Here is a 13,605-nt window from a genome sequence, read left to right as displayed (position 1 = left end):
TCCGATGATCAATCGCAAGGCCATCGGCTATATCACCGCTAACTACTCTTCGACCTACGGCAGCGTGCTGCTCAAGGATCGCCCCATCGCGTCCGTTCCGTTTTTGGGCCGCTACCGCCTGATCGACTTTCCGCTGTCCAACATGATGAATGCCGGCATTAAGACCGTCGGCGTTGTCATGCCGGGCAACTACCGCTCGCTGATCGACCACGTGGGCTCGGGCAAGGACTGGGGCCTGGACCGCAAGAACGGCGGCCTGTTCATGGTGCCCGGCAACGCGTATGGCACCACCAAGGGCGGCATGCGCTTCTTGCTCCGCGACATCATCTCCAACAAGACGCTGTTCCAGCGCTCGGACAAGCCCTATGTTGTGATGATGGGTACCAACGTCATCTTTAACATGGACCTCAACACCATCATCGAGGCGCACGAGAAATCCGGTGCCCAGATGACCGTGGTGTACTGCAAGGCCACGCACAACGTCGAAGACGAGACCAAGCTCGATATCAACGAGAACGGCCGCCTGACGGGCGTGAGCTCCGGCGTCGCGTACGGCGACAACGCCTCTATGGACTGCTGCATCGTCAACCGCGAGACGCTGCTCCAGATCATCGACCACTACCAGGCCGCCGACTATCTGGACCTGCTCGAGGCACTCCAGGGCGACTTTGGCAACATCGACGTGTGCAGCTACAAGTACAAGGGCGAGGTTGTGGGCGTGTTTAGCGAGAAGTCGCTGTATCGTCGCAGCATGGACCTGCTCGACCAGACCGTGGCCGATCGGCTCTTTGACCCCGAGCGCCCGATCCTGACCAAGGCCCACGACGTGCCGCCTTCGCGTTACGCGACCGGCAGCCACGCCTGCAACTCGATCATCTCGGCCGGCTGCATCATCAAGGGCACCGTGCGCAACTCGATCCTGTCGCGCGGCGTTGTGATCGAGGAAGGCGCCTCGGTGACCAACTCGATCATCAACCAGAGCTGCATCATCAAGAGCGGCGCCCGTGTTGAGAACGCCATCCTGGACAAGAACAACGTGGTTCCCACCAACACCGAGCTTCGCGGTACGCCCGAGAACATCCTGGTGCTGGGCAAGGCTCCGTTAACTTCCGATACCACCATCGCTCGTTAACGTTGGCACCACATAATCGCACGTAACTTGTAGAATAGTCGCCCGGTTTGCGCCAGGCGACTATTCTCGAATTGCAACATGGGAGACATAATGGCACAAACCAGCAAAAAGATGCAGATCGTGTTTGCCTCGGCAGAGTGCGCGCCGTTTGTTAAGACCGGCGGCTTGGGTGACGTGGCGGGCTCGCTGCCTGCGGCACTCGTGCGCGCTGGCGCCGAAGTCATTGTGATGGTGCCCAAGTACGCCACCATCAAGGACGAGTACAAGGCGCAGATGGAGCACTTTGCCGACTTTTACGTGAGCCTGAGCTGGCGCAACGAGTACTGCGGGTTGGAGAAGCTCGAGCACGACGGCGTCACCTATATGTTCGTGGACAACGAGCACTACTTTGCGCGCGACTATCCCTACGGCTTCTTTGACGACGGCGAGCGCTTCGCGTTTTTCTCCAAGGCCATCACCGAGAGCCTGCAGCACCTGCCCGAAGGCTTTGAGTGCGACATCCTGCACTGCAACGACTGGCAGACGGCGCTGGCGCCCGTGTTCTTGCGAGAGTTCTACCAAGGCCTGCCGCTGTACGACCGCGTCAAGACCGTGTTCTCGATCCACAATGTGGCGTTCCAGGGCCAGTTTAGCGACACCGTGATGGAAGACATACTGGGTATGGCGCATATTCCGGCAGCCGCCACGCAGTTGCGCTGTGACGCCTGCAGCATTAACTATATGCTGGGCGCGCTGCACTATGCCGATGCCATCACCACGGTGAGCCCCACCTATGCGAGCGAGATCCAGACGCCCGAGTTTGGCGAGGGCCTGGACGGCGTGCTGCGCGAGCGTTCGTACGCTCTGCAGGGTATCCTCAACGGCATTGATGTTGTGGGTTTTGATCCGGCGACCGACAAGCGCATTGCCGCCAACTACACGGTTGATGACCGTGCGGGGAAGGCCGTATGCAAGGCCAAACTGCAGGAGGAGTTGGGGCTCGAGATTCGCGACGACCGCCCGCTTATGGTGATGGTCACGCGCCTGACGCGACAGAAGGGCATGGACCTGGTCATGTACGCGCTCGACCGCATCCTTTCCGGTGGCGTTCAGGTGGCCGTGCTGGGTACCGGCGACCGCGACTACGAGGACGGCCTGCGCTACTTCCAGGGCAAATACCCCGGAACCATGGCGGCGCGTATCGAGTTTGACCCGGCACTTTCGCAGCGCATGTACGCCGCCGCCGATATGTTCCTGATGCCTTCGAAGTTTGAGCCCTGTGGCCTGTCGCAGATCATCGCCATGCGCTACGGCACCCTGCCCATTGTGCGCGAGACCGGTGGCCTGAAGGACACCGTGCAACCGTACAACGAGTTTACCGGCGAGGGCACGGGCTTCTCATTTAGTCACTTTAACGGCGACGAGATGGGCGACGCGGTGTTCCGCGCGGCTCGCCTGTTCTGGGATAACCGCGAGGCCTGGGATCAGCTGGTCACGCAGGCCATGAGCCAGGACTTTAGCTGGACACGTTCGGCCGATAAGTATCTGGACCTGTACTTCTTTATGCACCCAGAGATTGAGAGGCCGGTGGCAGTGGAGGCTGCTGCGGCTGTGGAGGAGCCGGTGGCTGTGGAGGCTGCTGCGGCTGTGGAGGAGCCGGTTGCCGCTGAGGCCGAGCCTGCGGCACCCGTTAAGGAGCCCGCTGCTGCCGAGGCCGAGCCTGCGGCACCCGTTAAGGAGCCCGCTGCTGCCGAGGAGCCCAAGGCCGAGGAGAAGCCGGCTGTCGACGGCGAGGTAAAGCCCACGGCTAAGCCTGCCGCCAAGAAGACGACGACCCGCAAGACGACGGCTAAGAAGGCCACGACCGCGAAGGCCGCTACGAGCAAAACCACTACTGCCAAGGCAACCACCACGCGCAAGCGTACAACCGCCGCTGCCAAGAAGGCCGTCGAAGCCGAGGCCGCTCCCGAGGTAAAGGCCGAGGCCACCGCTGAGGCTACCACTGCCGAGGCTAAGACCGCGGCAAAGGCTCCGGCAAAGACCGCTGCCAAGAAAACGACCGCGACCGCCAAGAAGGCCACGGCTACGAAGTCGCCGGCGACCAAGGCTGCTACGACGAAGGCCGCCGCGAAGACGGCCCCGAAGGCTGCTGCAAAGCCCGCCTTCAAGGTCGAGGAGGCGCCCTCCGAGCCCAAGGCCAAGGCAACGGTCGAGGCAAAGTCGGCCGCCAAGACCACCACACGCAAGCGCGCCACGACAACGGCCAAAAAGGCTACGACCAAGACAGCCGCTCCCAAGGCAGAGGCTAAAGCCAAGGACAAACCCGCAGTAAAGGCCGAACCGGAACCGAAGTCCGCCGAGGTCAAGACCGCTCCGAAGGCTACGGCAAAGACCGAACCCGCCAAGAAGGCCCCGGTCTCCCCCGCCGCTCCAGCCGAGGAAAAGGCTCCGACCAAGAAGACCTCCGTCCGCAAGGCAACGGCCACCCGCAAGCGCCGCTAGTCCACAGACGATCTAAAACCTAATAAAAACCCTAAACAAGGGGCGCTCCAACCGGGCGCCCCTTCTCTGTAGATAGTTGGTAAAACGATTTTCTAGGACAACCGTTCGCCGATAGTGAGCGACTGTAGTTTATACAACTAAAGTGCAACGGATATACTTATGCTCTGTGCGTTAAGCCCATGACCCGCTGGCCATGATTGTATAGAACTGGACCGTACTATGAGATTGATACACAACAGCCGCCTGACGCAGTTTCGCACTCCTTTTGGCGCTGTGACCACTGGAACTTCCGTTTCGCTTTCGGTGATTTTGGAGGATGCCGACCCCAGCCAGGCAACGCTCACCCTGCGCACCTGGATCGACGGCATCGGAGAGACCTTGATCCCCATGGAGCACAAGGGCGATGGCATCTTTACCGGTGAGCTCAACTGCGCCGAGCCCTGTCTCGTATGGTACAGCTTTATATGCAATATCGAAGGCCAGTCCGAGGTCCGCTTGGGTGCGCCGCAGGGTCGCACCGGCGGCGAGGGCGTTGTATACAACTACGCCGAGGTTCCGTCCTTCCAGATTACCGTCTACAAGCACCGCGAGAACCGTCCCACCTGGTACGAGCACGGCATGGTCTACCAGATCTTCCCCGACCGCTACGCCCGCGACGAAAACTGGCGCGAACGCACGCTGGCCGAGGTCGAAAAACCGCGTAACGGAATCCAGCGTCGCATGGTCGAGGACTGGAACGAGCCGCCCGTGTACGAGCGTGCCGAGGACGGATCCATCAAGACCTGGGATTTTTACGGCGGCTCTCTCAAGGGTATTCAAAATGACCTGCCCCGCATCGCCGAGCTGGGCTTTACGGCCATCTACCTCAACCCGATCTTTGAGGCCGCGAGCAACCACCGCTACGACACAGCCGATTACACCAAGATCGACCCGATTCTGGGAACCGAGCAGGACTTTACGGAGCTGTGCAAGGCGGCCGAGAAGCTCGGCATTTCCATCATCCTGGACGGCGTCTTCAACCATACGGGCGACGACTCGATCTACTTTAACCGCTACGGCAACTATCCCGGCGTCGGCGCGTGGCAGAGCGAGGACTCCCCGTGGCGCGATGCGTTTACCTTCCACGAGGACGGCACGTATGACTGCTGGTGGGGCGTGAGCAACATGCCCGCCCTCAACGAGAATTCCGAGCTCGTGCGTAAAAAGCTTCTGGGCAAGGACGGCGTCATTCGCAAATGGCTGCGCGCCGGTGCCCACGGCTGGCGACTCGATGTGGCCGACGAGCTTTCCGATGACTTCCTGGCCGATATCAAGGCCGCCGTGCTCGAAGAGAAGCCCGATGCGCTGCTGCTCGGCGAAGTCTGGGAGGACGCCTCCAACAAGATCAGCTATGGCCATCTGCGACGTTATCTGCAGGGCTCCGAACTCGATTCCGCCATGGACTACCCCTTCCGCGACATGGTCATCGGCTTTTTGATGGGCTACAAGACCGCCTATCAGGCTGCCGAGGATATCGAGACACTGCGCGAGAACTACCCGCGCGAGGCACTGGCCTGCGCGCTCAATCTGCTTTCGAGCCACGACCGTCCGCGCATTATCTCGGTGCTCGGCGGTGGTCCCGACGAGTCGCAGCTACCCGAGAGCGAGCGTAGCAAATGGCGCTTGGACGAGAACTCCATGGACCTGGCCAAGAGGCGCTTTTGGTTGGCGACGCTCATGCAGATGACCTTCCCCGGCGTGCCCTCGATCTATTATGGCGATGAGTACGGCCTGGAGGGCCTCACCGATCCGGGCAACCGCCGTACCCTGCCGACAATGGACCAGCTCCACGATTTCGATACGTTGGCCATCGTGAAGAACGCATCCGCCCTGCGCCGCGCGTTGCCTTTTATGGTTGACGGCGAGATCAAGGCCTTCGCGCTTAACGACGACGTCCTAGCCTACACCCGCACGGGCAAAGACGGCGAAGCTGCGACTGTTATCGTCAATCGCAGCCTGCGCAATTCGCACCGCGTGACGATTCCGGCGCTCGGTGAATGCGCGAGTGACGTGATCAGCGGCCACGAGTGCGATATCCACAGCGGCACGGTTACGCTCGACCTGTACCCGCTGGGCTCTTCGATCATCTATCACCATGCCGAGAGGCGCCTGCAAGAGCCGCTCGATCATGGCGCGGGCGTCGTATGCCACATCACCTCGGTGCCGACTGACGATGGCAAGCCGGGTACGATCGGCGCACCCACGCGTCGCTTTATCGACCACCTGGCCGCCATGGGCATGCGCTACTGGCAGGTCCTGCCCGTCAACCCGACGGATTTCTTCCGCTCCCCCTATGCCGGACCCTCGGCTTTTGCGGGTAACATCGACCTGCTGCCCGAGAGTCACGAGGAGCTGGCCGCCGACTTCGCTTCTTGGAAGGCCCACGGTGGCGAAGATGCCGACCCGCTGTACACCGCGTTTAAACATCGCAATGCCGATTGGCTCGAGAAGTACTGCGTCTACATGGCCGTTAAGAAATACTTTGAGGGCGAGTCGCGCCACGATTGGCCGGCAGATGTCGCGCGCTACAACGAGCATCTGATCGACGACAAGCGCTTCCACGACGAGGCCGAGCTTCAGGCGTACATGCAGTACCGCTTTGACCTGGCTTGGTGCGAGCTCATGAACTATGCGCACAAGAAGGGCATCGAGGTCATCGGCGATATCCCGATGTATGTATCGGACGATTCGGCAGATGCGTGGAGCGAGCCCGAGAACTTCTGGCTGTCCGATACCGGCAAGGCAATCGAGATATCCGGTGCGCCACCCGACAACTTTGCGCCCGAAGGTCAGGTGTGGGGAAACCCCACCTTCCGCTGGGATCACATGAAGGAGAGCGGCTATCGCTGGTGGCTCGATCGCCTGCGCCGAGCGTTCGCGCTCTACGACCGCGTGCGCCTGGACCACTTCCTGGGCTTCCACAACTACTTTAGTATTCCCGCTGGCAAAGCCTGTACCGACGGCCGCTGGCTTGCGGGTCCAGGCAAGGACCTGTTCCAGACCGCCTACGACGAGCTGGGTCCGCTCAATTTTATTGCCGAGGATCTGGGCTATCTGACGCCTGGCGTTCGCGCTATGGCTTCGACCTGCGGTTTTCCCGGCATGGACGTACTGGAGTTTAGTGACTACGACGTTCGCTGCGGAATTCATCCCACGCCGGGCAAAATCCTGTACACCTCGACGCACGACACTTCGACGCTCGCTGGCTGGTGCACGCGCTCCTTTGCAGGCGGCGACGAGCCGAGCGGTGCTGAGGTGGCGGCCAAGCTGATGGGCGACGCGCTCGCAAGCGATGCCCCCCTGGTGATGATGCCGCTGCAGGATGTGCTGGGGCTGGGCGACGACGCACGTATGAACGTGCCGGGTGTAGCCACAGGCAACTGGACGTGGCAGGCACAAGAGGCAGACGTTGCGGAGGCCGAAGAGAAAACTGCGAAGCTCCTGCGCAGCACCCATAGATTCTGGGGCGAAGCGTGATAAAACCCCCGATATGGGGTACAGTTACAGCTGTTTGAATTTTTGCGGGCAGAGCGATCTGCCCGCTTTGTGCTGAAAAGGAAGTATTATGGCGCGCTACGAATATAAGTGCACGAGCTGCGGCAACGTTTTTGAGGTTGAGCACCCCATGTCCGAGACTCCCGAGGTTGTATGCCCCAGCTGCGGCGCCCCGGCATCCAAGACGTTCTCGGCCAGCGGCATTAAGTTCGACGGCAGCGGTTTCTACAACACCGACCAGCGCAGTGGCGGGTCCAGCACCAGCGCCACAAGCGGTTGCTGCGCCGACTGCCCACATAACCACTAGCGACAAGCGACCCCGCGTTCAAGCCCGATCGCGGGGTCGAATTTTTCAGGAATGTCCCACGCCCCGGCGACTGGTCTGGGGTTGCGCCACGAAAACGGCCTATCTACTACGTTTGACCCGTATGGTCCGAGCACACCTGCGTTTTTACAAAATCGACGAGCCGTCTACCTGCGGTTTTGATTTCGCTAAATTTGGCATGGTTGAGGGTAATGGGTTTAATGTAGTAGATAGGCCCATTTCGTGGCGGGCAGGTCATCTTGAAACGTAGGGTAGCTAATTTGGGACGGGGCTTTTTTAGCTGCCCCAGCTGATAACGCAAATGTTTGGCCGACTGGCGGCCAGGGCAGCTAAAAAAGCCCCGTCCCAAATTAGCTACCCTTGGAATCCGTTTTACTTGCGGACCAGTCTGGCGCAGAAGTGGCCGTCGTAGGAGTCCGCATTAACGGGCACACTTTGGAAGAGGCCTCGAGCGTTTTGGCGCAGGGTGACGAGGCTCTTGGCATGATCGTACTCGGGGAGCTGCAGAATCTGGGCTTCGGAGAGCGGCGCCACGGTAAAGCCGGCGCCCTCGGGAGAGGCTAGGAAGGCATCAACGACCTGCGTGTTCTCCTCATCGAAGACCGAGCAGGTGGCATAGATAAGCTCACCGCCGGCAGCCACGCGCGCGGCTGCTTCCTTGAGCATCGACAGCTGCAGGCGGGGCAACTCAGTCGTAACGTCGTTCTCGGTCAGACGCCAGGGAATCTCGGGATGACGGCGCATGGTGCCGGTGCCCGAGCACGGAGCATCGATAAACACCGTGTCGAACAGGACAGGCTCGCCAAGCATCGCGTCAAAGGACGCGAGCACCTCATTGAGCTCGCAGGCATCGCCCGACACCGTACGAACACCCGTAATACCCGCCTTATGCAGACGCGCGAGATTCTGGTCGCACTTGCGGTCGTGCAAATCGAGTGCGGTGTGCTGACGGTCGTAACCGGCACGTTTGGCCTGGCACATCATCACATAGGTCTTGGTGCCACGACCGGCGCCAATCTCTAGACAACGCCCGGGACGGGTCGCCGCAGTAGCGATGAGCTGGGCGTTAAGGTCCGAGGCCACGGCAGCTGCGCGCTCAAACACACCCGACGCAACCGTGGCCTGCGCGTCGACCGGCGCATGGCAACCCGGGAACACGGGTGCCACAAGCTGCGAAATGTACGGATCGGGTTTTGTTGCAAAGGCATTCTCGTGCAAAGCCAGCGGCGCGGGCGCCAGATTGCCGGCAAAGCCGAGCGCGCCCTCGGGTGTATCGAACGACGCCATAATGCGAGCGCACAGCCAGCGCGGCATGCCCATCAGGCGAGATAGGCGAACCAAACGACGCTCGGACTCATCGGCATCCGCCGCAGTGGCAAAGTCCTCGACGTTGTCCGCAACCTTATGCAGCACGGCGTTCGCCAGGCCGGCGGCAGACTTAGCACCGCTGCGCACGAGCTCAACGCCCTGACTCACCGCAACGCGACCCGGGGTATGCAGGTAGAGCATCTCGAAGGCCGAGATACGAAGTGCCATGCGCACACGAGGCGCGACCTTTTTGGGCTTATCGAGAAACTGGTCGAGCAGCTCATCCAAAATGCCCTGGGTGGCTGCAACGCCCAGTGCCAAACGAGCGGCTAAAGCAGAATCGCGCTGGTCAATGGCCTTGGCCGAGGCGCGGGACGAGAGCACGTCACGCGCGTACATGCCGCGGCGATCGGCCTCCATCAAAACATCAAGCGCGAGCTTGCGCGCGGGGGAAAGCTTACTCATGACAAAACACCCCACGAAAGATCCACACCCTGCAGGCCGGCAGCCCAGGCAGAAGCAGCCATAGCACGCTTACCATCGGGCTTAACCTCGAGCAGTTCGACCGCGCCATCGGACAGGCCCAGGTAGACGCGCTTGGCCCGAACGGCGACGAGCCCCTCGCCAAGCGATACATCTGCCGGCGCGGCATCGAGGACGCGCACGGTCTTGCCGGCAATCACGCAGCGAGCGGGAGCGGTGTCGGAAGAGGCAAGCACATGACGCACGCAATCAAGCGCCCCCATCTGCGGATCCAGACGCATCTCCTGCTTGGAAATCTTGGCAGCATGCGTGACGAGTGACTCATCCTGCTCAGTCCAAACAGCCGAGCCGTCGGCAAGCGAGGGAAGCGTATCGGCAAGCAACTTACCGCCCAGCTCACCAAGCTCCATGGTCAGTGCCTCGGCATGTTTACCGGCAACCAAGGTCGACGCCTGGGCGCAATAAGCGCCCGTATCCACGCCATGCCCAATGCGCATAATGGAAACGCCAGCAACCTCGTCACCAGCAAGAATGGCACGCTGAATGGGAGCAGCGCCACGCCAACGGGGCAGCAGCGAAGCATGAACATTCACAATACCAAGCGGCGCCATATGCAGCACCTCATCGGGCAAAATGCAGCCATAGGCAGCCACACAGAAAATATCGGCATCAGCAACCTTAAGGCGATCAATAACATCCGGCGTCATACGATTTGCCTCAACAACGGGCAGACCAAGCTCAAGCGCCTTGGCCTTAACAGGAGACGGCTCCAGCTTTTTACCACGCCCGCGAACAGCATCGGGACGCGTAATTACCAGCGTAATCTCATTCCCAGCCTCAACAAGCGAAGTCAGCGACGGCACAGCAAAATCGGGCGTACCCATAAACACAATACGCATAAAGAACGTCTCCCCTTAAACAAAACCGAGACGGCTACAAATAACAGCGGAAAGCCAAGTCGCAAGCCCATCCGCAATAACAATTCAACATGAACAAATATACCCAAAACCAAAGAAAGAGCCGCAATAAAAGCAGCTCTTCCGACAAAGCAATTATCAGCGAAGATGCCCCTCCCTGGCCCGACGGCACCCGAGCGAAAAGGAGCACGAAAACGCAGTCCCCTTCCGCCGCAGGGCTTAGGTTATTGCTCCACGCGCAGTTCCGCACGAGCCGAAGAGCACTTAATGTGCTCTTCGTGCGAGCAGGACTGTTTGAGCATGGAGCAAAACCTAAGCCCTGCGGCGGAAGGGGACGGTGGGACCTACTCCGTCTCGCCCGGTCGAGCGCCGCGGGCCAGGGCGTCCTGGTACTCCTTGACGGCCTTGATGCGCTGCATCGGCTTGAGTCGCTCGAACATGGTGTTGCCGTGCAAGTGATCGATCTCGTGCTGCAGGCACACGCAGAACAGGTCACCTGAGGCCTCATAGCGAATCAGATTGGCGTCCAGATCGTATGCCTCGACAACGACATGGTCGGGACGCTCGATCTCGCAGCTAATGCCGGGAATGGACAGGCAGCCCTCGTTAAACGGCACCAGATGGTCACTCTGCTCAACAATGACAGGGTTGATGAGCACGTAGGGATCATAGTCGTTCTTGTCGGTGTAGTCGCAGTCGATGGTGACGAGCTGGATGAGCTCGCCGATCTGCGGGGCAGCCAGGCCGCAACCGCCGTTGTCGAACATCATCTTCTTCATCTTCTCGGCAAGCGCCTCGATCGCCGGGGTGATCTCCTCGATGACGGCGCACTCCTGGCGCAAACGAGGGTCGGGCGACAATACGATTCCGTTGGCTTCCATGGCCATCCTTTCGGGTTGTTACATCAAATCATAGGCGTCGACGTCAACGCTCACGCTCACGCCGCGCACGGAGCCCACCTCTTTGAGGCAGGCGTCGATATCATCAGAGACATGGTACCCTACCGGCGACTTTACAAGCAGATGGAAGCGGTAACGGTCTTTGGCTCTCTCGATTACACACGAAGCGGGGCCCAACACCTGCGGCACGGCGCTCCCCGCTCGCAAAAAGTCAGGAGCAGTGGCATGCCAGCGGCGCTTGAGAAGCTTTGCGATGCGCCCAATGTAGTCCTGCGCATTATCACGATTCGCCGACCACACCAAAATGTTGACAAGACGCACGAAAGGCGGGTACAGCGCGTCTCGGCGCTGGTCCAGGTCGTAGTCGGTAAAGATCGAGCGGTCGTGCTCGGCAACGGCGCGAATGACCGGGTCCTCGGGCAGATACGTCTGGATGATAACCTCGCCGGGGCGATCGCCGCGGCCGGCGCGACCGGCGACCTGTTCCAGCAAATCGTAGGCGCGCTCCCCTGCCCTAAAATCGGGCAGCTTTAACGCAAAGTCGGCATTGACCACGCCCACGAGCGTGACCTCGGGAAAATCGAGGCCCTTGGCAATCATCTGGGTACCCAGCAGCACCGCGCAATCGGCGGCATCGAACTGCTCGAGTAGTTTTTTGTGCGCATCCTTGCCGCGTGTGGAATCGGCGTCCATACGAATGATGGCGACATCCTCGGGCAGCATCTGGCGTAGGGCGTCCTCGATCTGCTGCGTGCCCAGGCCCATTTTTGCCAGGTAGCGGCTGCCGCACTTGGGACAACGACTCGTGGGCGCCGGATAGGGCTGCACGCGCCAGGACGATCCGCAGGTGTGGCACTGCAGCGTGTGCGTGCGCTCGTGGTACGTGAGCGCGGTAGAACAGTGGTTGCAGGTGGGGACGCAGCCGCACTCACGGCACATCAAAAACGGCGCAAAACCGCGGCGGTTGTGCAGCAGTACGGCCTTCTCGCGGCGCTCGACCACGCGTTCCAGGCCTTCCATCAGCGGTTTAGAGAACATGGAGCGGCTGCCGTGCGCGAACTCGCGGCGTAGGTCGGCAATGCGGACCGTGGGCAGCACGGCGTGTCCCGGGCGCTCGGGCATCTCGACACGCGTCCAGGTGGCACCGTTGTACATACCGCGGCGACAGCGGTCGAGAGCCTCGGCCGAGGGCGTGGCGGAGCCCAACACGAGCGGGCACCGATAGCGGCGCGCCATCTCGGCAGCCACCTCGCGCGCATGGTAGCGCGGGCTGGAGCCCTGCTTGTAGCTGGTCTCGTGCTCCTCGTCGATGATGATGAGGCCAAGATCGCTGAGCGGGCAAAAGAGCGCCGAGCGGGCGCCCACGACCACGCGCGCGGCACCGCTGGCAACCATATCCCACTGGTCCAGACGCTCGCCGGCCGAAAGACGCGAGTGGAAGACCGCGACCGTCTCGCCAAAGCGCGAGCGGAAGCGGCCGACGGTCTGGGCCGTCAGCGAGATCTCGGGCACGAGCACGCAGGCCGAACGGCCGGCCGCCAGCACGCGCTCAATGGCCGAAAGGTAAACCTCGGTTTTACCGGAACCGGTGACGCCATCGACAAGGACCACGTCGCCATGGGCATCAAGGCGGGCGCGTTCAATCTGCGCGAGCGCCTGCTGCTGGCCGTTGGTGAGAGAGACCGGCGCCTTGCCGCTTGCCGAGGACAACGTGGTCTGCTCGCTACACCCACGCCAGGCGCGGCGCTCCTCCACCACCACGACGCCGCGTTTTTCGAGCGCTTTAATGGTCGCCGACATGCTGTTGTAGAGCAGGTTGAGGTCGCGCGTCGTGACCGGGCCGCATTGGAGCGCGTCGATGAGCTGACGCTGACGGACCGCTGTCTTGGGCGGCGTGTAGTCGAATCCCTCGGGCGTGAGTATGACCCAACGATTTTGGATGGGTTTTACGGCGGGACGCTCAACGGTCCACACGCCGTCATCGCCCTTCACGACACGCGGACTGCCGCCCGGAGGCAAGAACAGACGCAGGCACTCGGAAAGCGTCGCGACGTACTCGTGGCTCATCCAGCGCGCAATGCGTGCAGCCTCGGCGGTAAAGAGCGGCTTGCTGAGGATGGCCTCGATGGGCTTGATGCGCAAGGGGTCGAGGGCGTCGTTGCCTTGCAGGTTGCCCAGCTCGGGCGCGATATCGACGATATAGCCCGCGGCCGCACGGTTGCCAAAGTGGACCAGGACCGTGGACCCGATCTGGGCATCGTTGGCAAGGGACTGCGGGATGCCGTAGTCGAATGGCTCGGAGAGCGCACGGGTCGGGATGTCGAGGACCACGCTCGCGTAGGCGGAGACGGGTTCGGGTGCGGGCTCGGGCTGCGCCGGGGCGGCGGCAGGGGCCGCGGACTTCGGAGCTTCATCCGGTTCCGGCGAACCAAACAGCGACAGTTGCTCGGCCATGGCCCCAGCACCTCCTATCCCATACGTCTTTAGAAACAAGAGCCCCGCTCGGGTGAACGGGGCTCGGATACA

The 13,605-nt window shown here is 61.3% G+C and carries 8 protein-coding genes; 4 read left to right on the top strand and 4 right to left on the bottom strand.

Annotation, left to right across the window (positions count from 1 at the left end; translation table 11 throughout):
* The first annotated feature begins 4 nt into the window (after positions 1-4).
* The 4 genes from glgD to ACTQW0_RS02765 all read left to right on the top strand — a co-directional run bounded on the left by glgD (position 5) and on the right by ACTQW0_RS02765 (position 7,454).
* A complete protein-coding gene (gene glgD, locus ACTQW0_RS02780) occupies positions 5-1,132 on the top strand; it encodes a glucose-1-phosphate adenylyltransferase subunit GlgD (RefSeq protein WP_441566813.1) in 1,128 nt (375 codons plus the stop codon).
* Positions 1,133-1,222: 90 nt separating this feature from the next.
* A complete protein-coding gene (gene glgA / locus ACTQW0_RS02775) occupies positions 1,223-3,613 on the top strand; it encodes a glycogen synthase GlgA (protein WP_441566811.1) in 2,391 nt (796 codons plus the stop codon).
* A gap of 219 nt (positions 3,614-3,832) precedes the next feature.
* Positions 3,833-7,129 (top strand): 4-alpha-glucanotransferase, encoded by a 3,297-nt coding sequence (locus ACTQW0_RS02770; protein WP_441566809.1) that lies wholly within the window; start codon positions 3,833-3,835, stop codon positions 7,127-7,129.
* Positions 7,130-7,217: 88 nt separating this feature from the next.
* Positions 7,218-7,454 carry an FmdB family zinc ribbon protein gene (locus ACTQW0_RS02765; RefSeq protein ID WP_154518065.1) on the top strand — a complete coding sequence of 79 codons (237 nt, stop codon included), beginning with the start codon at positions 7,218-7,220 and terminating at the stop codon, positions 7,452-7,454.
* A 390-nt stretch (positions 7,455-7,844) separates the two neighbouring features.
* Here ACTQW0_RS02765 and ACTQW0_RS02760 read toward each other — a convergent pair whose 3' ends face one another.
* From ACTQW0_RS02760 to priA, 4 genes are all read right to left on the bottom strand, one after another.
* A complete protein-coding gene (locus ACTQW0_RS02760; protein WP_441566807.1) occupies positions 7,845-9,245 on the bottom strand; it encodes an RsmB/NOP family class I SAM-dependent RNA methyltransferase in 1,401 nt (466 codons plus the stop codon).
* Entirely contained in the window at positions 9,242-10,162 is a 921-nt protein-coding gene (gene fmt, locus ACTQW0_RS02755) for a methionyl-tRNA formyltransferase (RefSeq protein ID WP_441566805.1), read from the bottom strand. Before fmt ends, ACTQW0_RS02760 begins: the two co-directional genes overlap by 4 nt.
* A gap of 362 nt (positions 10,163-10,524) precedes the next feature.
* On the bottom strand, positions 10,525-11,061 hold the full coding sequence (gene def, locus ACTQW0_RS02750) for a peptide deformylase (RefSeq protein ID WP_427717375.1): 537 nt from the start codon (positions 11,059-11,061) through the stop codon (positions 10,525-10,527).
* Positions 11,062-11,079: 18 nt separating this feature from the next.
* Positions 11,080-13,533, bottom strand: coding sequence for a replication restart helicase PriA (gene priA / locus ACTQW0_RS02745; protein WP_441566803.1), 2,454 nt, complete (start codon positions 13,531-13,533; stop codon positions 11,080-11,082).
* Between the last annotated feature and the right edge of the window lie 72 nt (positions 13,534-13,605).

The sequence above is a fragment of the Collinsella sp. LCP19S3_B7 genome (assembly GCF_052121795.1).
Taxonomy (GTDB): Bacteria; Actinomycetota; Coriobacteriia; order Coriobacteriales; family Coriobacteriaceae; genus Collinsella.
The sequence above is the reverse complement of the archived record's forward strand: the minus strand, read 5'-3'. Positions and strand labels throughout refer to the sequence as shown.